Genomic DNA, 22,651 nt, shown 5'->3' with positions numbered 1-22,651 from the left:
ACTGCTACTCTTGGGGTAGCTGCTAGAACGCCCCTATCTGCTTCTCACTGCTGCTTAGCCAATTGTTTCTCCTTCGGTTACGTCACCAGCACAACGCCTTTGCTCGTGACCTTAACAAATACCCAGCTTGTGGGGAGGAGGCAAAAAAAGAGGCGTGTCGCCTTACGGCACGCCTCTTTCTGGTTGGCTGCTGGTTTCCTCGAAGAAGGAATAACGAAACCCAGACTTTTGCGCTCGGGGAGGGACGCATTTGGGGTTCCAGCCGCTGTTGAAGCCGTGTTCCTTGATGAGATGAAGAGGTGGGAACACGGCTTCAAAGGCGGCACGTAGACTTTCCACCCCATATGCTTTCCCTCTTTGGAGTTCAGGTCGCGGGGACTGCTACTCTTGGGGTAGCTGCTAGAACGCCCCTATCTGCTTCTCACTGCTGCTTAGCCAATTGTTTCTCCTTCGGTTACGTCACCAGCACAACGCCTTTGCTCGTGACCTTAACAAATACCCAGCTTGTGGGGAGGAGGCAAAAAAAGAGGCGTGTCGCCTTACGGCACGCCTCTTTCTGGTTGGCTGCTGGTTTCCTCGAAGAAGGAATAACGAAACCCAGACTTTTGCGCTCGGGGAGGGACGCATTTGGGGTTCCAGCCGCTGTTGAAGCCGTGTTCCTTGATGAGATGAAGAGGTGGGAACACGGCTTCAAAGGCGGCACGTAGACTTTCCACCCCATATGCTTTCCCTCTTTGGAGTTCAGGTCGCGGGGACTGCTGTGTTACAGTTCGATAATCGAAACTAACCTTCTCCCTCTATCCTGCTGCTAGCCATTTTTATCGCCTTCGGCTGCCGCACCAGCACAATGCCTCCGCTCGTGGCCTTAAAAAATAATCAGCTTGTGGGGAGGAAACAAAAAAAAGAGGCGTGTCGCCTTACGGCACGCCTCTTTTGGTTATCTAGCTGATTCGAAGGAGCAGCAGCGAAGCCCCTACACCGGTGCTGGGGGAGGGGCCGCCCCCTATCACCGGAACTGCTGAGCAATACCGGCCATAAATTCCTCCTCCGGCACCCTGCTGCGCAAGTCCAGCAGGAACTCGGCGTCCGGACCGGCGATATACCGGAACCGGGGAGAAGGATCGACCGCCGCCTCGTAGATCGTCTTTGCGATGTGCTCTGGTGTGGACGACTGGGTTTCGAAGCTCTCCAGCTGTTTTTTCATAACGGTGCCGGTATAGGCTGCGTACGCCTCCAGCGAATCGTCCTTCAGCACATCCAGCGAACGTCCGGTAAAATCCGTCGCCACGTTGCCCGGCTCCACAAGCTTCACCCGGATGTTGAGCTCGGCCAGCTCATAGTAGAGCGATTCGGAGAATCCTTCCACCGCCCACTTGCTCGCGTGATACAGCGACAGCAGCGGGAAAGCCACCCTGCCGCCGGCTGACGAGACGTTGATCACCGTTCCGCCGCCCTGGGCCCGGAAATGAGGAAGAAGCGCCCGGGTCGTCTGCATCACGCCATGGACGTTGACATCAAACTGTTTGCGCACCTGGGCGTCCGTCGCCGCTTCAAAAGCGCCGAATGCCGCATAACCCGCGTTGTTCAGCAGGACATCGATCCGCCCAAACCGGTCCATCCCCTCTGCTATCGCCGCCTCGATGGTTTCCTTCCGCTCTACGTCCAAACGGGTCACCAGCACCCGCTCCAAGGACCGCAGCACGGTTTCCTGTTCCGGCGAACGCATCGTCGCAATGACGTTCCACCCCTGCTGCTGAAAAAACTGTGCCGCCGCTTTTCCAATACCTGATGAAGCACCCGTAATCAAAATCGATTTCATGCCAATTCCTCCTCGTCTTCTCATTTACAAGGAGATTATACCGCGTAGAATGAACTATGTAAACTGATATTAACCATTTTAGTTAAGTTTATATAAAATCATTTATATCGTTTGTCTCCGCAGCAGACTAAGACGAGCACCGATGCGGGACGGACAAAGGAGATTTAAGGATATAGGAGGCAAATAGGCAGTCGCCGCAAAGGGAGCCTAAGAATTTCCGTTCGCGTATTACCTAGAAATGAGATTTAGTGTACTACCTCGGAATGAGATTTAGTGTATTCCCTCGAATGAACGATATGGTGCAGACAACAAAAAGAGGCCGGCACGGCCTCTTCCTGCTCATTTGCCGGGCGGCACTTTGGGTGGCACCGCCTGGTTTTTTTCTTTTTCCATCCCTTTGTAATGATCGATCTTGTCGTCAATACTTCGCAGATGATCCCGGAGCACCCGCATTTGCTCATGAATGTGCGCCTGGTGGGCCTCCAGCATTTCCCGCCTTTCCGTTATCGTGGAATCGCCTTCGCTCCGCAGGTCCGAAAACCGCTTCATCCCGCTGATCGGCATTCCCGTTCCCCTTAACCGCATCAAAAATTCAACCCATAACAAATCGGACTCCCGGTACAGGCGGTAGCCGTGCTCATCCCGGGGTACCCCTTCCAACAAGCCAATCCGCTCGTAGTAACGCAGCGTATGCACGGACAGACCGGTTTTTTGGGAAATCTGCTGAATCGTATATTGGTTCTCCATGGCTGCATTATATCACTTAATCCCCTGTGCATAGCAGGCCCTTTGCTTCGATCTGCTTTAATCCCTTGCGTCTCCCTGGAATGGCAAAATTCCATGAAAAAAAGTCTTGCTTTAGAGCGCGCTCAAAGCTGTAGCATAAAACTCACGAAGCGGTTAAAACATCATTTCAGGAGGTCAAAAACAATGACAAACGAACGTTACGAACGCGGATGGGAAAAGCTGCTGGAGGTCGATGGCGACGGCGGGCAGCGTGTTATGGACTCGCTCAGCGATATCGCCCCGGACCTGGGGAAATACGTCATCGAATTTGCCTTTGGCGACATTTATTCACGGGAGGGGCTGGACCTGAGGCAGCGCGAACTGATTTCGATCGCTTCCCTGACGACGCAAGGGGGATGCGAGGCTCAGCTGAACGTGCACATCAACGCCGGGCTGAATGTCGGGCTGACCGCCGGCGAAATTGTGGAAGCCATCATCCAATGCGCGCCGTACACCGGCTTTCCCCGGGTGCTGAACGCGGTATTTGAGGCAAAACGGATTTTTAAAGAACGCCATTTCATATAATGGGCGAAGGGGCGGCGGATGAGCCGCCTTTTTTGATCTGCTATATAGAATGAACTAAAGAAATGAATGTTATAGGGCCATATTGGGCCGTTATAACAGGAAGTTCAATGGAAAACTTTAGTTCAATCTATCTAGCGGATAGAACTTTAACTTTTCCCGTTCTTACCGCATCTATAGACAGATATCGTTGCAAGCACATCTCTGCATTCATATGTTAGGTCAGGAAGGTGGTGGTAGGTATGGCTAAGTACAAAAGCAGCTCGATCAGCGATAAATGGAAGAAAACGAATTGGTTATTAGAGCAGGGCGATTTACGGAAACATGTCCCCCACACGGAAACTTTTAATAGAAAAAACCTACTCTCCATGCTTTCCAAATATTCAACCGTTTACTTCAAACCAACGCATGGTTCCGGTGGAGCGGGTATTATTCGGATCAATAAAATGAACAATGGGTACCAAACCCAATTCAAGAAAGAAAAATCCTTCTTCGCAACAGCTGACGAGCTATATCATATGCTTTCCCGCTTTTCTAACAAAAGGCCGTATTTGTTACAGAAGGGGATCCAATTAGCTAAAACGAACGGAAAGCTGTTCGATATTCGCGTGATGGTGCAGAAAACGAAAAAAGGGGAGTGGATCAGTACGGCCGTCTTCGCGAAGATCGGGAGTCCTGGAAAGATTGCAACGAACTATAACCAGGGAGGAAGCCTCGGTTTATTTCAGCCAACGCTGACAGGTGCGGGATTTCATTCATCCTCCATTCAAAATACGGAAGAAGCGCTGAAGCAGTTAGGAGTTTCGGTAGCGAAAAATTTTGACCGCCATCTCAAAGGATTTCAGGAACTGGGTATGGATGTAGCGGTGGACAACAAGGAGAAGCTGTGGATATTGGAGGTCAATACACGGCCCCAAATTTATCCGCTAAAATATTTAAAAGACAAAAAGTTATACCATCGAACCCTATCTTATGCAAAGCAATATGGGAGGCTCAAATAACCGCTATCAAGACGCCATGAACAAACATGGCTTTTTTTTGTTATACATCAATCGTTCGGAGATCCTTAACTTGACTAACAACAAAATGATAATATTATTCATTAATTATTTATTGTAAAACGATAAATGATGTGCTAAATTCGAGGAACAATAATGATTAAGAGGTGTTTTTATGAAACGGGTGTCGACTCTCTTCTTAAAGGTGGCTGTGTTTCTGATCGGCATGCCGATCCTTGCTTTGTGCATTTTTGTGGTGCCCGGGATCGCGAATTTCGCAGCAGAATTGTATCCGGATCATGCCTATCTCAAATATCTCGTGTTTGTTGACTTGTATGCATCGGCAGTCCCTTTTTACCTCGCTCTGTATCAATCCTTTAGACTGTTGATTTATATCGACAGAAATGAAGCCTTCTCGGAGTTGTCCGTAAGAGCGCTAAAGAATATCAAATACTGTGCGGTCGCCATCAGTATTTTGTATGTGGCCGGCTTGCCCCTCCTATATCTGATTGCGGAGGCAGACGACGCTCCGGGTGTCATTTTAATCGGACTGGTCATTATTTTTGCATCCATGGTGATCGCTTTCTTTGCTGCTGTTCTTCAGAGGCTTTTGAAAGAAGCGATCGATATTAAATCGGAAAATGACTTAACGGTCTGAGGTGAAAACAATGGCTATCGTAATCAATATCGATGTAATGCTGGCGAAAAGGAAGATGAGCGTAACCGAGTTGTCGGAACGGGTAGGAATCACCATGGCTAACCTGTCTATATTGAAGAACGGGAAGGCGAAAGCGATTCGATTATCGACGTTAGAGGCGATTTGTAAGGCGTTGGATTGCCAACCCGGAGACATTTTAGAGTATCGGAGTGATGAAGAACATGATGGATCATAGCCGAATGATGGAGTCACCGGTCATCAGAGCGTTCAAGCAGCTCGTTCGATTCGGTTGGGAGCAGGCTTTATCCTGTTTGTTTCCTGTCGTGATTTTTGCCTCCTTGGCTTTGACGAAAATCATCCCCCTCCCGTTTCTGCCCAGGTATGATTGGCTGCTGATCATTTGCCTTCTGATGCAGTGGTGGATGGTTCGCTCCGGACTCGAAACACGCGACGAACTTAAGGTGATCACGATGTTCCATCTGATCGGGCTGGCTCTTGAACTTTTCAAGGTACATATGGGCTCTTGGTCGTACCCGGGGGAAGGATATTTCAAAATATTCGGAGTCCCTTTATACAGCGGATTCATGTATGCCAGCGTAGCGAGTTATCTTTGCCAGGCGTGGAGAAGACTCAAGGTTGAACTGATGAATTGGCCGCCGTTTGCGGTCGTTGTCCCCCTTGCGGCTGCGATCTACTTGAATTTTTTCATACACCATTTCTGGATTGATGTCCGTTGGTGGTTGTCCGGGCTTGTCATCCTTGTCTTTTGGCGGTCCTGGGTTCAATATGAGGTCAACGGAACGCGTTACCGTATGCCGCTTGCCCTGTCCTTTGTACTTATCGGATTTTTTATTTGGATCGCAGAAAATATCGCCACGTTCTTTGGCGCCTGGCAATACCCGAATCAGGCCGAGGCCTGGAGTCTCGTTCATCTTGGTAAAGTGAGTTCATGGCTCTTGTTGGTAATCGTCAGTTTTCTGATCGTAGCGACGTTAAAGCAGGTAAAGGGAAAAATCCCATCAGAGTAGGCCGGGGGCATTTAAGCGATGATTATCACAAGCCCGAAAGTGAATATAAAAAAAGAAAGGCGGCCGGATGGGCCGCTTTTTCTATTCCAGCGTATGTTTTTCGAATAATCCCGTCGTTCCCCGTTAGGTTCCCGGCCTTGATACACGCTCAGCCTCCCGCAGCTTATATAAAATGCTCAGGAAAATGCCTTCCCGGATCGCCTTCTCCCATAACCCGTCGCAAAAGCGTTCCTGCCGGACGAAATAGGTCAGCGCCGCCCGCAGCAATTCCATATCCCGGGGCATCTCCAGTCCGCTGATCGCTTCCGGCGCAAGAGCATCCCCCTTCTCGAGCTGCTGCAAATAATCCTTCATCATCAGTCCACTGCCGCTGACGGCTGCGATGAAGCGCTGAACACCGGCATCGTATACCGGATAAGGCATCGTTATCACGCCTTCCTCGCTTTGGGTGCCTCCGGCCCATGTGCAGAAGGAAGTGTCTTTATTTTCAAAATAACGGATCCATTCCTGCAGCTCCTGCTCCTGAAAACCCACCATTGCCTTCCCTCCTTGGTTCTAACATATCACAGCTGCCGTAAGCTGCGCTTCCCGAAAAGGACATCGATTAGGCGATTCATACAATCTGGTCATTGGGTGCGCCTATATTGGTCCGGAGGTGAGGTGTACTTGTACGGCTAGAAAATTTGCTCCGCCAACATCACTGTCTCCAGCTCCGGCTCAGCGTCCAGCTCCTCGGACAGGACCCGTACAAACGCATCGTAATGCCTCTGTGCCTCGCCTGTTTCGCCGGCCTGAAGGTAACTCATCAGAACTTTCCGGCATACCTCATCCGAAAAAGGTTCGACGCTCTGCAGGCCCAGCAGCCGGTCCAGCGCCCTGCGCGCCTGTCCGACGGCTTGTTCATATTCGGCGGCCAGCAGGCTGGAACGCACGAATTGGCGCCGAAGCTCCTCGCGGGCCGACATCGCCCAGCCGTAATCATGCTCCTCAAGATAGTCGCCCTGATATTGGGCCAGTCCGCTCTGCAGGCGCTGCAAGTCGCGCAGGTCACGGATTTCTTCCATGGCAGTATCCCTCAGGAACCGGTCCACGTCCACCTCGACTTCCCGCTGAACCAGACAATAGCTCTCATGAGAGTAATCCACGGTGGAGCCCAGTCCCCAGGCTTTCAGCATTTTGCGGACCTGGTACACGGAAGTATGCAGCTGGGTCACCGCCTTATCGGCAGAGAGTTCCGGCCATAGGGTCATCAAAATCTGGTCCTTCGCGACCCACCGGTTGCGGTGATGCACCAGTAGGGCGAACAGCTCCTGCGCTTTCTGCGTCCGCCATTTGAGCCGGCTGCCGCTCCCCGTGCCATCCAATACCTCAATCCGCTTAAAGCAAATGATTTGGGGATCCTGCCGGACAAGGACAGGTGCCGCCGTCTGCTGCTGGGGCGCCAAACGCGCCTCGAGCCGGCTCACGGTTTTGGCAAACCGTTCGGGATCGACCGGCTTTAGCAGATAGTCAATCGCGTTTACCTCGAACGCTTCAATCGCGTATTGATTGTACGCCGTCACGAACACCACCTGAATGCCGGGATGCATAGCGTGCAGGCGTTCCGCCGCCTCCAGCCCGTTCAGACCGGGCATCTCGATATCCAGAAACGCGATGTCCACCGGAATCCCCTCGGCATGTTCCAGTGCCGCCCGTACCTGAGTAAATTTGCCGGCGATCTCGATTCGCCCGTCCCCTTGAATCAGCCGCTCCAACTGAAGCAGCGCCGGATTTTCGTCATCGACCAATATCGCTCTCATGCCTGTCCTCCTCTTGTGTCATCCGAGAGTCACGCTGTTTCTGCTTCGGCACTTGGAAACGGACCACGGTTCCACGCTCCGGATCGCTGTCGATCATAAGCTCCGTACCAAACAGCGTCAGCAGGCGGGCGTTAATATTTTTCAGCCCTACGCCGTTCCCGGCTCTGCCTTCCCGCACAGCTTCCATCCGTTCCGGCGTCATGCCAATCCCATTGTCCTCAACGGTGATTTCCACCCGCTCTTCCAGCTCTCGCACCGATATCCGAACCCTGCCGCCCTCTTCCATGCGCATGATTCCATGCCTGACCGCATTTTCAACGATCGGCTGGATCGTGAGCGGGGGCAACAGACGATTCATATCCGCCTGAATGTCGTAGTCGACCTGCAGTCGGTCCTCAAACCGGGCCTTCTCCAGGTTTAAGTAGGACGTAACCAAGGCCATCTCCTGGCGAAGGACGGTCAGCTGGTCCCGGTTGCGGAAATCGAAGCTCCCCCGCAAATATCGGCTGAGCTCGTGAAGCAATTCCGCCGTCTTCTCCGGGTCGATCGGCAGCAGGGCAATCATCGTATTCAGCGCATTATACAGAAAATGCGGCTTAATCTGGGCCTGCAGAAAGGCCATTTCCGCCGAAATGGCGTTCCGGACCGACCTGCGCAGCTCCAGCAGCGTTCTGACCCTGGCCCGCAGCTCTTCGGCATCAACCGGCTTGCGCAGAAAATCGTTCGCTCCGGCCGACAGCCCGATGCGGACATCCTCCGGCAGGCTTCTGGCCGTCAGAAGAAGAATGGGAAGGGCCGACAGGGAAAACTGCCGTCGCACACTTCGGCACAGGTCCAGGCCCGACATGCCCGGCATCATCCAATCGGCAATGACCAGATCGATCGACTGCCCGGACTGGATCTTTTCCAGTGCCTCCTGCCCGTTGCTGGCCGTCATCAACCGGTAGCCCTCGAGTGACAGCAGATTGCGCAGCACCTGAAGATTAACGGGATCGTCGTCCACCATCAGGACGGTTGCGCGTTCCGCCCCGTGATCAGGCATCTGCGGATCCGCAGGCGCCAGCGACGCAGCCGTTTCCTCGCGGATGCGTTCCGAAGAGATGCCGGCTGCTGCGCGATCTGCCGTTTTCGGTCTTGGACCGGCGGCAGGAACGGTGAAATGAAAGGTTGAGCCCCGTCCCAGCTGCGATTCGACCCAAATGCGGCCGCCGCTCAGCTCAACGAGCCTTTTGGTAATGCTGAGCCCAAGGCCGGTGCCGGAAGATTCGTGCCCCTCCGGCATGTCCAGCTGATCGAACGGGGTAAAAATAGCCTCCAGCCGCTCTGCCGCAATGCCAATCCCGGTGTCGGCCACTGAGATATGTACGGCGTCGCCCCGTTTGCCGGCCGCAATCCGGATACTTCCACTGGAAGTATTCTTCACCGCATTGCCGAGGAGATTAAACAAAATCTGCTGAAGACGGTCCTCGTCCGTCAGCAGGAAAGGCAGATCCTCCGGCAGGCTTTCCTCCAGCATGATTCGTTTGCTCCCCGCGAGATTGCGGATGATCTCCAGCACGGAACCGGTCACCGAAGCCAAATCGACGGGCTGCCTCCTCATGACGATCTCCCCGTTCTTCAGCTTGGCAAAATCCAAAATATCGTTGATCAGGAGCGTCAGCCGCTTCCCTGTCGTCATGATCAGCTTGAGATTGCCGCGCTGCTCCCGGTTCAGTTCCCCGGAGGCCCCTTCCAGCAAGGATTGGGCCATGTTGACCATTCCGTGCACAGGCGTCCGCAGCTCATGGGAGGTGTTCGCCATAAACTCATCCTTCAAACCATCCAGGGTCAGGAGCCTGCGGGACAGCTGCTCCACTTCATTAAACGTTCGGTCATAGCGCCGGGCGAGCAGGGCCGACTGAGTCACGACGAACATCAACATTTCTACGGGAGTAAAAACCATGCCTTCGTAGACCCCGATCAACGGGAGCAGGTTGGTGATAATAACCATGAGGATGCTGATGATACCGAGAATCGTCAGCAGGTATTCTCCCGAATTTCGCCGCCGGCGGAGGTCCCGCAGCATGATGCCGATGATGTAGGCGATGCATGACGCAGAGAAGGCGACCAGCAAAGGTTCGATTTTGGAGAACAAAATACTGGGGAAAATAATCGCAACCGCGATGGATGCCCCGCCGAGAAACGCGTAAGAACGCATGACGATGGGATGAACACCGCCGCGTACCGAAGCGGACACAAACTTTAATAAAAAATAGTAGATCAGCGCGGATATGATCAGCTGGCTCTTTAAGATCCACTCATAGGATAGGCCAGGCCAAAAGCCTGCGATCAGCTTCTCCCCGTGCAGCAGGACATAAATAATCGCCGCCAGGCAAAACAACCCCAGGTACAGGGAGGCCGGCTCCTTCTTGCGGATTTGCTGAAATCCGAGAAAATATAGGGCGGCGGTAAAAAATCCGGCGATCGTCATCCAGTCGGCGAACAAATACAGCTCCTTGCTCTGCATAATCGCGTGCTGCTCCCCGAACAGGATTGGCGTAAATACGCCGCCGGTGGTATACAAGTAATTGGCGACCTGAACGATAATTTCGATCCGTCCGCCTGAAAGGGTGGCAAAACCCAAGAAGGGAACGTTATTCTGAACGCCGTCATCGGCGGTACGCCCAGGATTTCCGCTGGCTCCAATCTCGTAACCGCCCATGAACACCCGGCTGGCGGAACGGATATTGTTCGTCTGCAGGCCGTACGTCAGCGCTTGCCCCGGCTTGACCTGAACGATCAGGCGAAACGTCCCGTAGCCCTCGGCCATTCGCTGTCCGTCCTCCGCAATATAATCGTTCCAAGCGCCCGGCAGGCGTGCCATCCCGGACAGCCTTGGACGATCGTCTTCCTTGACGGTGATGGTGCGGTCAAAATCCTTTGGAGTCAGCAGCTGGTTCCGGTAAAATTCCCACTCCCCGTTCAAGCTGATCGCTCCGTGATTCCGGAGATCCAGCTTGCTGAGGTCAAGGAGCCCTTCCACCGCCGTAGGCTGCCTGTCCATCACAAACTGCTGCCAAACGGCGTACACCGGCAGAAACAGCACCAGCAGCATGCCGATGATAAAAATAATCCATTGCCTTTTCATCCCAACGCTCCCCGGGCTTTACGCAAGGTAAGCCTATATTCAAGCCGCTTTTCGCGCGCTTTATTCCGTCAAAGCAACCGCTATACTTTATGTCGGCGCCGTGAGCCCAAAACGTAATAAAAAGCCCCCCTCCAAAAAAACATTTTTTTAACCATCAAAAATAAAAAACGTCTATCGGCGTCATTCATGGAAGCCAACCCGTTGTACTATGGCAGCTTTTCTTACGATTTAAGGAATCCAGGTGTCCGAAGCATCACATCCTTGGATCAAAAAAAGAGACCTTTCGGTCTCTTGATTCCCGGCCACAACTGGATCCGTCCCGTGGCCAATCGAGCTTCATAATTCCTAACTTCGCCGGGACTGAAGCTCACGCCAAACCTTCTTGTTGCTGTATTCCTTATCCGTGCTGATGTCCTGCCCGAACCATGCCGGGGGAATGAAGCTTTCGGCCTCTTCCTCCGAGCCGAACTCCACTTCCAGCACCATCAGCTGGATTTGATCGTACTCATCGATCTCCACCTGCACGCCATCCCACAGCGCCGTAGAACGCTTTTTGATCAAAGGGACGGCGCCATGGGCCTGAATCATCTGATCATACAAGCCGCCGGCGATGGATACCTCCACCTCTTCCCGGGCGATGCCGAACCCTCTCTTGAACGTATGCGTATACTCTACGCCTCCGCTGGCAGCGTCGGTTATTTTCCGAACCCTCAGTTCCTGATCTTCATACAGCGCAAGATACGTCTGCTCGATCAGCTGCTCCTTGACGATCCGCAGTTTTCCTTCCTTAACCTGAGTCGCCGGGAATTCCGGCAGCAAAAATTTGCGTTCAATTTCTAACGGCACCCGCTGTTCCCCCTTGAAAATGGTTAAGCCGATACCCGGCTCTATCCATCCATTCATTTTGATGTTAAGCCTTACCCCATACACTTCATCCACAACATAGCATTACCCATTATACGAACGAATCCATAGGAGGACAATCATTGGATTTGCCGTTTACCCTTGTGTTCCGGGATTTAGGCCTTTTATAATGTAACTATTCTTTCAAAGGGGTGAAGCGAATCGTGGCACTGCATTTCGTTCGAGGTATGTAATTTCCGGGCTGGGTCAAAACGCGTACCAGCTATCAAGGGACACGTCTGTCCTTTGATCCATTTGGAAACGAACCGGCAACGTCTGCATGCGTCACTATTCTCTTACTTTTTGAAAGGTGGAATCATCTATGGATTCTTTTGATTATAAAAAATTTTACAATGAAGTCGGCCAAATGAACGGCTGGGATTTCAGCCGATTGAGCGTGATCGTGGAAGATGCTCTGTGGAATTTTTGGAGCGAAGTTTCCTCCCGCTGCAAAGCCGGTGACATTGTGCTGGATATCGGCACCGGAGGCGGCGAGGCTCTGCTGCGCATGGCGGATGCGGCTCAGCTTCTGATCGGCATCGACCATTCGGAGGCCATGATCCAAACCGCCAACCGGAACCGTGAACGATCCGGCAGGGCTAACATCCGCTTCTTGCCCATGGAGGCGTCCGAGCTCCATTTCCCTGAACGATTCTTTCAGGTGATCAGCTGCAGGCATTCGGAGTTCAATGCGGCCGAAGTGGCCCGGGTGCTGGCGGATGACGGGGTGTTCCTCACCCAGCAGGTCGGCGAAAGCGATAAACGCAATCTGGCGCAAGTCTTCGGCAGAGGCCAATCCGGGAATGCCAAGCGGGGAACGCTTATGGAGCGGTATGCCGCCGAACTGAAGGAAGCCGGATTCCGGCAGATTGATTGTCGGCAATACGATGCGGTGGAGTATTATGCGACGGCCGAAGACTTGATATTTTTGCTGAAGCACACCCCGATCATCCCCGGCTTTGGGCAGACGGAGTCGGATTTTCAGACGCTGCACCGCTTTATTGCCGAACATCAGACGCCGAAAGGAATCCAGACGAATGCCGACCGGTTTATGATCATCGCTTATAAATGAAGGTTTATGGAACCTTCTCAACACTTAACACTTTGATATGTTTCGGATCGTACACGTCCTGACTGGTATAGCTGCTCTCCAGCCTGAGGATCACGCGGTCATGGACTTTGAATTCATCGATATTCTTCGATACTGGAACACAGGTACCCTTGACGCAGATCTCTTTAAGATCTGAATTTATGGTATCGATCTCTCCTTCAATAGTAAACATATTATGCTTTGCCGTGCAGCCAACCATAAAGCTGAGCGTCAGCATGGCTAGAATCCGTTTCTTCATCTTCATAGCCTCCTTAGCGCACAGACAGCAGCTGATCTTTAGGGTCAGCTGCTGTCTTTTATCATCGTATTATGACCACCGTTAACGATCATCTTTTAAGATTGTTCCAAAACGGGAGCCAATCCCGCCGCCACGACCACCAGCATTTCCTGCACCATCTCTTCCGCCGGGCGATGCTCAGGGTCTCTGCTCCACTGAATGGCTGTCCCCAATATGCCCCAGCTTATGAGGAGAGCCGTGGATTCCACCGCTTTTTTTGCCTCCGGCGTCTTCGCTTCTTCGCTCAGCCATGTGAACAGGAGTTGATAGAGTTCTTTATGAATGGCGCTTTCAAACAGCGGTTCATACGGACTGTTCTCCGGAGTACGAATCATATATTGCCGGGTCAGGGCAAGAAAATCAAAAACGATTTGGATCAAAGACCTCAAGCTGCTCATATTGGATATGGAGTGATTAGGTAATTCCCTCTCCAGTTTCTTTTGGAATTTTTGCCTCATCCAACACTCCAGGAAAGCATACTTATCTTCGAAATGCGCATAAAACGTGGCCCGATTAACCGTCGCGCGATCGGTAATGTCCTGCACGGAAATGGAGTAAATATTTTTCTTTTGCTCGATCAGCTCCATAAAGGATTGCAGTAATAACTGACGCGTGCGCTTGACGCGGGGATCGTTTGGGTTTACTGGCATGCTATCACTCCTTGGACTTATAACCTAATAAACAACATAATCGTGCAGATGTTGCCTACACAACGAAAACGGCTTCCTGCTGATTGCCTGCATGGCTGAACCAAACTAATATCATGTATACAGTATAGTTTAGCCGAAAATGATGCTTAAACAACACTGTTAATTAGCTGCTCTCTCTTATAAGTTGGGCCAGCCATAACCGATGAAAGGATGAATTGTTCATGATCGTTATTACGACTCCCACTGGTCAAATCGGCCAGCAAGTCCTTGAACGCATCGTTGATAGCGGGAAGCCGATCCGGGTCATTGCCCGGGACCCTTCCCGGCTGCCGCAGCGAGTGCGCGACCGTGTCGAAGTCTTTCAGGGATCACACGATGACATGGATGTCGTCTCGAAAGCATTCGCAGGTGCAGAGAGTGTTCTTTGGCTGGTGCCTCCGAACCCTCAATCGGGTAACTCCACGGAATACTATTTGAATTTCACCAGACCGGCTTGCCAAGCCATCCAGAGCCTTGGAGTAAAAAGAGTTGTGGGCGTGTCCAGCTTGGGGCGTGGCTTCGGCAGACATGCCGGGATATTAACCGCAGCGTTTGAGATGGACGCTCTTATCGAAAGCACAGGTGTAAGCTATCGTTCACTGCGTATGCCGTACTTTATGGAAAATATGTTTCATGATCTGGAATCCATCAAAAGCCACGGAACGTTCTATATGCCTATGGCTGGAGATCAGGTGCTCCCGCTCTGCGCAACCCGGGATATCGCCTCGACAGCAGCAGCACTCTTGCTCGATGAATCCTGGAGCGGTCAAGACAGTATCCCGGTCGTCAGCCCCGATTCTTTAACACCCAATGAAATGGCGCATGTCTTGTCCGAAGTGCTCGAGCGTCCGATTCGCTTTCAGCAGGTTTCCATTGCGGAGTATGAAGCTACCCTATCCCGGTTTGGAACGGAGGCTTGGGTCAAGGACTACATGGATATGGTCATTGCCCAAAATGAAGGCATCTACAACGACGATGTACAAAAGGCACAGCCTTCTGACACCAGCTTCCGCACATGGTGTGAAGAAGTGTTCAAGCCGGCTGTCCTAGCCCCCTGATGTCACTTGAAAAATGACCAAAAGAAATCTATGCATGCGAAACCCGGTGTCCAGCGATACCGGGTGTTTATTATGAATATAGAATTTATAAATTTCAGCGGGTTATCCCGATAATTTGCCATAGATCTCTAGGTTTTTGCCGATGAATCGCCAAACGTTTGACACATCGGAAACAACGTGCTATATTTATCTTAAATTAAAGATTCTTTATAACAAGAAATTGGCGCAAGCCATTTCATTCATGGAAAAACAGTTTTAAGGGAAGCTTAATTATAAGGAGGAATTATGATGAACGGATTAAAAGGAATTCACCACGTGACTGCGATTACGAGCAGCGCGGAAAAAAACTATCAGTTTTTCACCTATGTGCTGGGCATGCGCCTGGTCAAAAAAACGGTAAACCAGGACGACATCCAGACTTACCATTTGTTCTTTGCCGATGACAAAGGAAGCGCGGGAACCGACATGACATTCTTTGATTTTCCCGGCATTCCGAAAGGCGTTCACGGCACCAACGAAATCGCCAAAACGTCGTTCCGCGTTCCGAGCGATGCGGCATTGAGCTATTGGGTGAAGCGCTTTGACCGTCTCAACGTGCAGCATTACGGCATTAAAGAGATGTTTGGTAAAAATACGCTCTCCTTCGTCGACTTCGACGACCAGCAGTACCAGCTCATTTCCGACGAGCACAACGAGGGTGTTCCTTCCGGAACGCCGTGGGAAAAAGGGCCAATCCCGCTGGAGTACGCCATCACGGGCTTGGGCCCGGTCTTTGTGAGAATCGCCAATTTCGATTACTTCAAAGAAATGCTGGAGAAAGTATTCGAGTTCAAAGAAATCGGCCAGGAAGGCTCCTACCACCTCTTTGAAGTCGGTGAAGGCGGCAATGGGGCTCAGGTCGTCGTGGAATATAATGCGGTGCTGCCGCCAGCCCGCCAGGGCTTCGGTACGGTGCATCACGCGGCATTCCGAGTAGAAGACCGCGCCGTGCTGGAACAATGGATTACCCGCCTGGACGAATTCGGGTTCTCGACTTCGGGTTACGTGAATCGTCACTTCTTTGAGTCACTGTATGCGCGGGTGGCACCGCAAATTCTGTTCGAGCTGGCGACCGACGGCCCTGGCTTTATGGGCGACGAGACTTACGAAACGCTGGGCGAAAAGCTGTCCCTGCCTCCATTCCTGGAGCCGAAACGCGAGCAGATCGAAAAGCTGGTGCGTCCGATTGACACCGTGCGCAGCACGATTGAATTTACAAAAGAATAAGGCGTTAGTTTATAAAAAGCAGCTCCTGATTTCGGTCAGGAGCTGCTTTTGTAATAGGACAGCAAGGGCTGGAGCAGGCCGAGAAAGCCTTGCTCGTACAGCTTCCGGTACATCAGATGGCGTTCCGGATCAGGTTCGTACACCTTCGCCTCGGGGTAGGTTACGGCAGCAGCCGCTTCGCGGAAGGACGGGTACAGGCCGGCCCCGACGGCGGCGGCCAGGGCAGCCCCGAGCAGCGAGGCCTCCGCTGCGCCGGTCATGGTCAGGCGGACGCCCGATACATCGGCCTTGATCTGCAGCCAGTGGCTGTTCCGGGCTCCACCGCCGACCACGTGCATCCGCCGGATCGGACTGCCGCCGACCCGTTCGGCGCGCTCCCGCAGCAGCTCCAGCTGATAGGCGTTTCCTTCCAGCACCGCCCGGATCAGGTCCCCCTTCTTATGCTTGGCGTCCAATCCGATGAATGCGGCCCGGGCACCGGGCTCGGGATGCGGGGCGCCGCTTCCGGTCAAATACGGATAATACAAAATGCCGGTGGGCTGCCGGTCCGCCTCATCCAGCAGCCGCATCATATCCGGGTAGGACATGCCGGCATCCGACAAGGCTTCGCGGGCCCACTCCACCGAACCGCCGGACGAAGAATGTCCTCCCATCCAGTACATGCGGCCCGGCACCGGGTGAATGCCGAAAGACAAGCCCGATGCATCGTCGGCATCCCCCAGGGGACGCAGGGGGAACGTCCCGACCAGCGTTTCGGCGGTCCCCATCGAATTGTACGTGCTGTCCGGGCCGTCCGGGCAGGCCAGCGAGGCGCACACATGGTCATGTCCGGCCAGGATGACCGGCGCTTTGCCGAGGCCGAGGCCTTCCATGGCCGGCAGCACCGTGCCCACCGGCGTTCCCGCCGGCTGAATGGGTGGAAACAGCTCCGGATCCAGTCCGAAGCTGCGGATCAGCGGCTCATTCCAGGCGCGGCTGTCAATCCGGTATGCGTAGGTTCTGGCCGCCAGCGTCTCATCCTCGGCGATCCTGCCGGTCAGCCGGTAAGCGATATATGACGCGGCGGACAGCCATACGCTGCCGTCAAAGGCGTCCGGGCACGCTTCCCGCAGCCACAGCAGCTTCGGCAGGCCGTGTTTGAACGACGGGCGCAGTCCGGTCATGCGGAAGAGCTCCCGTTCATCCACCTCCTGCCTGATCCGCTCCGCCTGCGGTGCCGAGCAGGTTTCGAACCAGGGCAGCATCGGAGTGCGCGCTCTCCCATCCGCTGGGTTCAGCAGCAGGCCGCTCTCCGCCATACTCGTAATTCCGACGGCATCGATCGCTTTGTCCCGCTCTCCAAGACGCTCTACCGCCTGCTGGATCAAACCGGCTGCGGTCTCCCACAGCACATCCGGGTCATAGACAGTGGTACCGGAGGGGCCCTGCGCCTTCGGGTTCGGTGCCGAGACGACGGCCATTTCCGAGCCGTCGTTCCCGAACACCCCTGCCTTGATATGAGTCGTGCCGATATCCAAAGAAAGCAGCATCCCGATTCCTCCTCTCCAAAAAGGGCTCCTCTACGGGAGCCTTATGTATATTTTTTTATACCCCAATCGTAGCATGTAAGATTTGAAGATAACACCCTCCCAGCCCGGGACGTGCATCACACTGCCCCACGCCCCCAACAGCATACGCTGCCGGGGTATCCAGCATCCGCCGGGGAGAGCAGTCCTTACCAGGACGAGAGTTCCGTCCGCTTCCAGTTGTCTTGGGCAACACACACATATACGTACTGGTCGTCCCAGGCCATTTGTCCCTGACTGCAGGGCTCGGTGGATGATTTCGGCGTATGCTTCTCACGGATGCGGAGCTTGTCTCCGTTCACATCCAGCTTGGTGTCCGGTTCGTCCGTGCCGATTCCGACATTCCCGTCGCTCCGCTGCATGGTCAGCGGGGAATCGACCACTTCGCCGTCGTCGCCATAGCGGACGAATTGGAGGTCGGACCCTGTGTTCCCGCCCTTCTCTTTCGTGCTGTCCGCCCGAACGGCCCATCTCGGGGTCGTTTTGTTGTCTTCGCCCGCAACGCTGAACTGGATGTCCCGGTTCGACCCGGTTTCGCCCGCAACCCGCAGGATGCCGTTCATCACATTAAAATTGGATGATTGGGTACGGATTTCGCTGACGTCCATGTCATAGGGGATTTCCAGCCGCGTGAACAGTTGGTCCGCATATTGACCGTCCGGCGACATCGTCGTCTCAAACGAGAGGTGTTTATGGTCGTGCTGCTCGGGATTATTCGCTTTGTCGTGGGAAATGATGGCAGTCTTGTCCTTCCCGTTTTCGTCGGCCCAGGCAATCGCGGGTTTGGCGCGGTCGGCCGTCCACTGCAGCCGGATCAGGTCGGACTGATGCCCCTCCTCATTAATCCACTTCTTGTCGGTGGACAAAAACAAGCGCTCATTATGCGGAACGACGATTTCGCTGCCGTTCTGTTTCGTTTGATCCAACACGCCATCTGCCGAGCTCAATGTTCGGTCGGTGCATCCGATGCCTACCAAGCAGACGCCCCCAAGTATTATCTTTGCGATCATCGACTTCGATATTTTCATTGCTATCCCTCCGTTATCATTTCATTCGACTTTATTTATGGAATCAGCCAAAAGCTCCGTTTGATCGTATACTAGACCGCACACTGCGTACATCCATTTCATCAAATTTCCCGGAAAAATGATTCTTTTCGTCTATAAAATTTTAAATCCGATGTGCCGACAGCGGTTTTCAAAATAGGTCTTGCTGGTAATATTTTTCTAAAAGTACCAACACACTGCAAATTACCGCAGCTCCTCCTATTTATATGAATATGTACCTATGCGAAAAAACGGAGGCGTGACATTTCAAACGGAGGAATAGAAAAGAGATCGAGTTCGATTGTAGCGAAGATAGCCCCTTGGACGGCAAAACAACATCAAGCAGCCCGTCTGTCTTCAAATGAATGGGCTGCTTGTTCTTCCAATGCCTAGCTTCATCCAACCTTATTGCACATTCCACGGCATGGACTGCCGCAGCACACGTTCGCTGTCCTGCTCCAGATCCAGCGGTATATCCAGGGAGCATGGCTGAATTTCACGGCCTGCGGCGGCAAGCCAGCCGCTCCAAAGCAGCGGATCTTTGCCAAGATCCCTTCCGCTAAGCCGCTTAAGCATCAGATGCGCCTGTTTGGACAGCAGGGAGCGCATGTCCGGCAAGTAGCCGATCAGCACCGCATAGCCGGCCGGACTGCCGCACGCCGCCAGCGCCCGGCCAAGGGACAGCTCCAGCATCGCCCGGCGTTCAAGGAAGTAGTCGGGCTGGTACCCATGATGGCACTGCTGCCCGTGAATGGCGGGAATGCGGTGGATTTGCTTCAGCACCGGAATGGCTGCAGGGTCTGCAAGCCGTTCTGCCCCTTGGCAAACCGCATCAATGAAATAATAAATCCCCTTACGGCTGTCCTTAAAATCCTCCTCATCCGGCTGCAGCAGCTCCGCCACCCGCTTCCATACGGATATACTCCCCGGGTCTTTCGTCTGGGCCAGCGAGTACAGAAGATAGGCTGCATCCGGCATGGCCCCGTGGTCCGGCGGAAGCTGCACGTACATCATGTTCGCCGTTCGCACCGGCAGTTCCGGCCCCCTCAGCTCCTGCATCAAGGCTTGGATCAATACCCCCGAACCTGAAGAAGATCCCGCCATCGCCAGCGCCTGGGCGATACGGATTTGACGCGCTCCATTCGCCTGGATTAAAGCGCGTTCGAGATAAGGGACAATCCGCGGTCCGGCCGACACGATTTCGGCGAATGGAATCCTTCCGCGGTAAATCTCATCCATCCGCATGTTGGCATAAGCGTACAGCGGCATGTCGGCTTCAATGCTGCCGACCAGCTGCTCCAGATCCGTTTCGCTATAGTGAAGCGGTGCAAGCCTGCGCTCATGGATTCCTTCCGGCAGGAGGCCTTCTTCAGCCAATCGCCGCTGGAGCATGATAACGTCCAAACCGCGCAGGCTGCAGCCGGAGCGTACCGCGGCCGCCGCAGCCAGGGCGCAAACCCCGCCCAGGTTCTCGAGATCCGCCTGCATCCGGATAGCGGGCAAGGCGTCGTGCGTGGCCGACACCGCCTTGCCCGCGACCAGCATGCCGTCGATTCCCTTCGGCAGCAGCATCCGGTACGGGATCTCGATTTCCAGGTTCGGCGGGATCAAGCCGACGTTGACCCAGTCGGCGCCGCTGACGCCCTTCACGTCGTGATTGCTGAAATGGATGTTCACGACATCCTCCCAGCGCCGGTGAAGCAGCTGATCGGACAGCTTCATGACGACGTCGCCGAGGATATGCCGGCTCTCGCGGGTCGCGACGTAAATGCCGTGATCATGGCATTCTCCGCCGCGTCTTCTGCCCGCTAAAATGGCACGGGTGTAATCGAGAACGTTCGAGACGTCCACCATGCTGGTAAAGTTGTTCTGGATTTTATCCGGCGAGCGGTACTGTGCAAGGGAATACCACATGACAGTGTGGTCCCTGGCGGAGCCGTATACATGCTCCGCACCCGCGCAGGCGGCGGCATCACCGTCGCCCGTTGCGTCGATGACGGCCTGGGCCAGAACCGCCGCAGGCCCGTAACGGGTCGCCGCCACCAGGCCGGACGCTTTGGCGCCGTCCATAACCGCTCCAAATACGATGCTGTTCAACATAAGCTCCGCACCGTGCTTATCCGCCTCCGCCAGCAGCGCGTGCATCTTGGCTTCAATGCTCCACTTGTTTCCCTTGTAGCGGAGCCTTCGCTGCTGCTCCAGAACCTGATCCTGAATGCGGGCGGCAAAGCCCGTCTTCCGCCCGAACCAATAGCTGTCCACGCCGCCGTAAGTGCCCGTTCCTCCAAGACCCGGGTTCAAATCAACCAACAGCGTGCGCATATCCTCCTTGGCGGCGGTGATCGCCGCACACGCTCCGCTGCTTCCGCCGCCGGCGACGAGCACGTCCACGGACGCCGCAACCGGAACCGGCATGGCGGCCGCTTCCGCTGCAGCCATGCCCGCTTCGCCGTCGAGCCAGGCAGGGATGCGAACCGTCAGCCCTGCCGTGCTGTTCGGCCCGTCCTGTGCAAGGCGGCCACCATTCACGTCTGGAACTGCACCCTCTTGGGCAATCGCTTGAGACGGATCCTGGGCTTCAATTTCCTGTGTGCCACGTTGTTTGGATTCAATGACTCCGGTTCCTCTCCGTGCTTCTTCCACGAAGCCTCCTGTTTTGCCGCTTTCCATACCGTACTCCCGGACGATTTGCTCAGCCAGCCGTTCACCCAGCCGGGCCGCTCCGCACGGATCATGAAGGGATACGAAATCGTCCCCGGTTGCAGTCAACAACAAGGACCAGATCCCGGGTTCTACCGGCCTGAATTCTGATGCGGGAGACTGCATCGGCACAGCTGAAATCTCCATCCCTTCTGCAGGCGGCCTAGAATCGGCAGGATCGACGGTTGGCTCCCTCCCCGAATCTGCCCCAAAAAAGGACTCCTGCCCGGAAGATTCCGGCATCGGATAAGGCCCCGACAACTCATGCGAAGAAGCGCACAGCACCGCTCCGTCAAAAGCCCGCTCCCGCTGCAGCAGGTGCTCCGCCAGCGCCATGCCCTGCATACGAGCGTCCATCTCCCGCTTTCCGGCAGCCGCAAGCGTATTTGCAGCAGAAAGCGCCACCGCATATTCCACAAGCCAGTGACCTGCCCCCCTGTAACCCTGGTGAAGGAGAACGGTATTTCCGGCAAGCTCAAGCTCGGCAGGAACAGGCAGCATGGACCCTTCAACGCTGTCAGATCCTTCAAACCCGGCTTCGGACACGCCTGTGAATTCCAGGGTACGTTTGAACAACCCCTTCTGTCCCTGTCCTAGGCGTTTCCGAAGATGCTCATTCTCACCGGACGTGGACAGATCAGACGCTAATGTCTTTCTGCCTGACTTATCAGGGGCGTCCGCTGCAGATGCCTGTCCGCTCAACACACTAAACGCATCCAAAGCACGGGATACGTCATGCCCGCACAGCGACGCGGCCAGCGCCGTTTCGGTCGCGTCGACGACCAGGCGGCAGCCGATGCGCTGCCGGCCGGATTTGTTCGCCACGATGATGCCGCAAATGCCGCCAGCCGTTCTATCAATGGCGACCGGCAGGGTCGCGTACAGCATGCTGATCCCCGCCTCTTCCAGTGCCTGCTCCAGCCTGCGTTTGATCCGGTCCGGATGCAGGGCGTTCTCCTCACCCCGTCCGGTGCCAGTGACCTCCCCCGGATCGGCGGGATCCGGATGCTGACCGTCTGCATGACCGCCAAGTGTCGTTTCCTGCCCGGCCAGCACATACCGGATCAGCTTAGGCCAGCGTTCCCCGCCGGCCCTCAGCCATGGGCGAAGCGTCGCGGTCATTTCCCGCCCCATGTAGGTGCGCGGCTCGATAACCCACACCCGCTGCCCGGCCGCAGCCAGCTCGAGCGCAGCAGCAATCCCGGCAAAGGATCCGCCGAGCACGACGGTATCCGTGACCGCGAGCAGCGGAATCCGGGTGGCTTCTACCCACAGTTCCATCAGATCTCCTCCTTGTTC

At 54.4% G+C, this 22,651-nt stretch carries 20 protein-coding genes; 9 read left to right on the top strand and 11 right to left on the bottom strand.

Going from position 1 to position 22,651, the window contains the following annotated elements; translation table 11 throughout:
• Positions 1-330, top strand: a 330-nt coding sequence (locus C7820_RS33725; RefSeq protein WP_220376679.1) for a hypothetical protein, incomplete at its 5' end; no start/stop codon positions are given.
• 676 nt (positions 331-1,006) lie between these two features.
• Here the strand turns inward: C7820_RS33725 and C7820_RS28070 are convergent.
• Together C7820_RS28070 and C7820_RS28065 are read right to left on the bottom strand one after the other, a co-directional pair.
• A complete protein-coding gene (locus tag C7820_RS28070; protein ID WP_116233827.1) occupies positions 1,007-1,819 on the bottom strand; it encodes an SDR family oxidoreductase in 813 nt (270 codons plus the stop codon).
• A 339-nt stretch (positions 1,820-2,158) separates the two neighbouring features.
• Entirely contained in the window at positions 2,159-2,566 is a 408-nt protein-coding gene (locus tag C7820_RS28065; protein WP_116233826.1) for a MerR family transcriptional regulator, read from the bottom strand.
• A gap of 183 nt (positions 2,567-2,749) precedes the next feature.
• Between C7820_RS28065 and C7820_RS28060 the strand changes: the two genes are divergently transcribed.
• The 5 genes from C7820_RS28060 to C7820_RS28040 all read left to right on the top strand — a co-directional run bounded on the left by C7820_RS28060 (position 2,750) and on the right by C7820_RS28040 (position 5,811).
• On the top strand, positions 2,750-3,130 hold the full coding sequence (locus tag C7820_RS28060) for a carboxymuconolactone decarboxylase family protein (RefSeq protein WP_116233825.1): 381 nt from the start codon (positions 2,750-2,752) through the stop codon (positions 3,128-3,130).
• A gap of 239 nt (positions 3,131-3,369) precedes the next feature.
• Positions 3,370-4,128, top strand: coding sequence for a YheC/YheD family protein (locus C7820_RS28055; RefSeq protein ID WP_116233824.1), 759 nt, complete (start codon positions 3,370-3,372; stop codon positions 4,126-4,128).
• Positions 4,129-4,300: 172 nt separating this feature from the next.
• Entirely contained in the window at positions 4,301-4,783 is a 483-nt protein-coding gene (locus C7820_RS28050) for a DUF2975 domain-containing protein (protein ID WP_105441994.1), read from the top strand.
• Between the two features lie 10 nt (positions 4,784-4,793).
• Positions 4,794-5,018, top strand: coding sequence for a helix-turn-helix domain-containing protein (locus tag C7820_RS28045; protein ID WP_105441995.1), 225 nt, complete (start codon positions 4,794-4,796; stop codon positions 5,016-5,018).
• Positions 5,019-5,040: 22 nt separating this feature from the next.
• Positions 5,041-5,811, top strand: coding sequence for a DUF817 domain-containing protein (locus C7820_RS28040; protein WP_116233959.1), 771 nt, complete (start codon positions 5,041-5,043; stop codon positions 5,809-5,811).
• A gap of 123 nt (positions 5,812-5,934) precedes the next feature.
• On the opposite strand, the gene C7820_RS28035 is transcribed toward C7820_RS28040, so the two are convergent.
• The 4 genes from C7820_RS28035 to C7820_RS28020 all read right to left on the bottom strand — a co-directional run bounded on the left by C7820_RS28035 (position 5,935) and on the right by C7820_RS28020 (position 11,583).
• Positions 5,935-6,348, bottom strand: a complete 414-nt coding sequence (locus C7820_RS28035; protein WP_116233823.1) for a DUF6508 domain-containing protein — start codon at positions 6,346-6,348, stop codon at positions 5,935-5,937.
• A gap of 137 nt (positions 6,349-6,485) precedes the next feature.
• Complete coding sequence (locus C7820_RS28030) at positions 6,486-7,610, bottom strand: response regulator (RefSeq protein WP_116233822.1); 1,125 nt, start codon at positions 7,608-7,610, stop codon at positions 6,486-6,488.
• Complete coding sequence (locus C7820_RS28025) at positions 7,588-10,737, bottom strand: ATP-binding protein (protein WP_116233821.1); 3,150 nt, start codon at positions 10,735-10,737, stop codon at positions 7,588-7,590. The genes C7820_RS28030 and C7820_RS28025 overlap by 23 nt, the downstream gene beginning before the upstream one ends.
• Positions 10,738-11,082: 345 nt before the next feature.
• Positions 11,083-11,583 (bottom strand): CYTH domain-containing protein, encoded by a 501-nt coding sequence (locus tag C7820_RS28020; protein WP_116233820.1) that lies wholly within the window; start codon positions 11,581-11,583, stop codon positions 11,083-11,085.
• 379 nt (positions 11,584-11,962) lie between these two features.
• On the opposite strand from C7820_RS28020, the gene C7820_RS28015 reads away from it, so the two are divergent.
• Positions 11,963-12,712: a class I SAM-dependent methyltransferase gene (locus tag C7820_RS28015; protein ID WP_116233819.1), complete on the top strand. Its 750-nt coding sequence runs from the start codon at positions 11,963-11,965 to the stop codon at positions 12,710-12,712.
• Positions 12,713-12,716: 4 nt separating this feature from the next.
• Here C7820_RS28015 and C7820_RS28010 read toward each other — a convergent pair whose 3' ends face one another.
• Together C7820_RS28010 and C7820_RS28005 are read right to left on the bottom strand one after the other, a co-directional pair.
• Positions 12,717-12,989, bottom strand: coding sequence for a hypothetical protein (locus C7820_RS28010; protein WP_116233818.1), 273 nt, complete (start codon positions 12,987-12,989; stop codon positions 12,717-12,719).
• A 95-nt stretch (positions 12,990-13,084) separates the two neighbouring features.
• Complete coding sequence (locus tag C7820_RS28005) at positions 13,085-13,615, bottom strand: TetR/AcrR family transcriptional regulator (protein ID WP_258875508.1); 531 nt, start codon at positions 13,613-13,615, stop codon at positions 13,085-13,087.
• Positions 13,616-13,899: 284 nt separating this feature from the next.
• On the opposite strand from C7820_RS28005, the gene C7820_RS28000 reads away from it, so the two are divergent.
• Together C7820_RS28000 and C7820_RS27995 are read left to right on the top strand one after the other, a co-directional pair.
• Positions 13,900-14,775, top strand: coding sequence for an NmrA family NAD(P)-binding protein (locus C7820_RS28000; RefSeq protein ID WP_116233816.1), 876 nt, complete (start codon positions 13,900-13,902; stop codon positions 14,773-14,775).
• Between the two features lie 288 nt (positions 14,776-15,063).
• On the top strand, positions 15,064-16,041 hold the full coding sequence (locus C7820_RS27995; protein WP_116233815.1) for a ring-cleaving dioxygenase: 978 nt from the start codon (positions 15,064-15,066) through the stop codon (positions 16,039-16,041).
• A gap of 35 nt (positions 16,042-16,076) precedes the next feature.
• Here the strand turns inward: C7820_RS27995 and C7820_RS27990 are convergent, their stop codons facing one another.
• The 3 genes from C7820_RS27990 to C7820_RS27980 form a co-directional block, all read right to left on the bottom strand.
• Positions 16,077-17,570: an FGGY-family carbohydrate kinase gene (locus C7820_RS27990; protein WP_116233814.1), complete on the bottom strand. Its 1,494-nt coding sequence runs from the start codon at positions 17,568-17,570 to the stop codon at positions 16,077-16,079.
• Between the two features lie 185 nt (positions 17,571-17,755).
• Positions 17,756-18,634, bottom strand: coding sequence for a hypothetical protein (locus tag C7820_RS27985; RefSeq protein ID WP_116233813.1), 879 nt, complete (start codon positions 18,632-18,634; stop codon positions 17,756-17,758).
• Between the two features lie 423 nt (positions 18,635-19,057).
• Complete coding sequence (locus C7820_RS27980; protein ID WP_116233812.1) at positions 19,058-22,633, bottom strand: FAD-dependent oxidoreductase; 3,576 nt, start codon at positions 22,631-22,633, stop codon at positions 19,058-19,060.
• Positions 22,634-22,651 lie beyond the last annotated feature (18 nt).

The organism is Paenibacillus sp. VMFN-D1, assembly GCF_003386155.1.
GTDB lineage: Bacteria > Bacillota > Bacilli > Paenibacillales > Paenibacillaceae > Paenibacillus_AQ > Paenibacillus_AQ favisporus.
The sequence above is the reverse complement of the archived record's forward strand: the minus strand, read 5'-3'. Positions and strand labels throughout refer to the sequence as shown.

Excerpts from the sequence above, each read along its gene's own strand:
- C7820_RS28070 (WP_116233827.1), bottom strand. The coding sequence starts at position 1,819 with ATGAAATCGATTTTGATTACGGGTGCTTCATCAGGTATTGGAAAAGCG.
- C7820_RS28065 (WP_116233826.1), bottom strand. The coding sequence starts at position 2,566 with ATGGAGAACCAATATACGATTCAGCAGATTTCCCAAAAAACCGGTCTG.
- C7820_RS28060 (WP_116233825.1), top strand. The coding sequence starts at position 2,750 with ATGACAAACGAACGTTACGAACGCGGATGGGAAAAGCTGCTGGAGGTC.
- C7820_RS28055 (WP_116233824.1), top strand. The coding sequence starts at position 3,370 with ATGGCTAAGTACAAAAGCAGCTCGATCAGCGATAAATGGAAGAAAACG.
- C7820_RS28050 (WP_105441994.1), top strand. The coding sequence starts at position 4,301 with ATGAAACGGGTGTCGACTCTCTTCTTAAAGGTGGCTGTGTTTCTGATC.
- C7820_RS28045 (WP_105441995.1), top strand. The coding sequence starts at position 4,794 with ATGGCTATCGTAATCAATATCGATGTAATGCTGGCGAAAAGGAAGATG.
- C7820_RS28035 (WP_116233823.1), bottom strand. The coding sequence starts at position 6,348 with ATGGTGGGTTTTCAGGAGCAGGAGCTGCAGGAATGGATCCGTTATTTT.
- C7820_RS28030 (WP_116233822.1), bottom strand. The coding sequence starts at position 7,610 with ATGAGAGCGATATTGGTCGATGACGAAAATCCGGCGCTGCTTCAGTTG.
- C7820_RS28025 (WP_116233821.1), bottom strand. The coding sequence starts at position 10,737 with ATGAAAAGGCAATGGATTATTTTTATCATCGGCATGCTGCTGGTGCTG.
- C7820_RS28015 (WP_116233819.1), top strand. The coding sequence starts at position 11,963 with ATGGATTCTTTTGATTATAAAAAATTTTACAATGAAGTCGGCCAAATG.
- C7820_RS28010 (WP_116233818.1), bottom strand. The coding sequence starts at position 12,989 with ATGAAGAAACGGATTCTAGCCATGCTGACGCTCAGCTTTATGGTTGGC.
- C7820_RS28005 (WP_258875508.1), bottom strand. The coding sequence starts at position 13,615 with ATGGAGCTGATCGAGCAAAAGAAAAATATTTACTCCATTTCCGTGCAG.
- C7820_RS28000 (WP_116233816.1), top strand. The coding sequence starts at position 13,900 with ATGATCGTTATTACGACTCCCACTGGTCAAATCGGCCAGCAAGTCCTT.
- C7820_RS27995 (WP_116233815.1), top strand. The coding sequence starts at position 15,064 with ATGAACGGATTAAAAGGAATTCACCACGTGACTGCGATTACGAGCAGC.
- C7820_RS27990 (WP_116233814.1), bottom strand. The coding sequence starts at position 17,570 with ATGCTGCTTTCTTTGGATATCGGCACGACTCATATCAAGGCAGGGGTG.
- C7820_RS27985 (WP_116233813.1), bottom strand. The coding sequence starts at position 18,634 with ATGAAAATATCGAAGTCGATGATCGCAAAGATAATACTTGGGGGCGTC.
- C7820_RS27980 (WP_116233812.1), bottom strand. The coding sequence starts at position 22,633 with ATGGAACTGTGGGTAGAAGCCACCCGGATTCCGCTGCTCGCGGTCACG.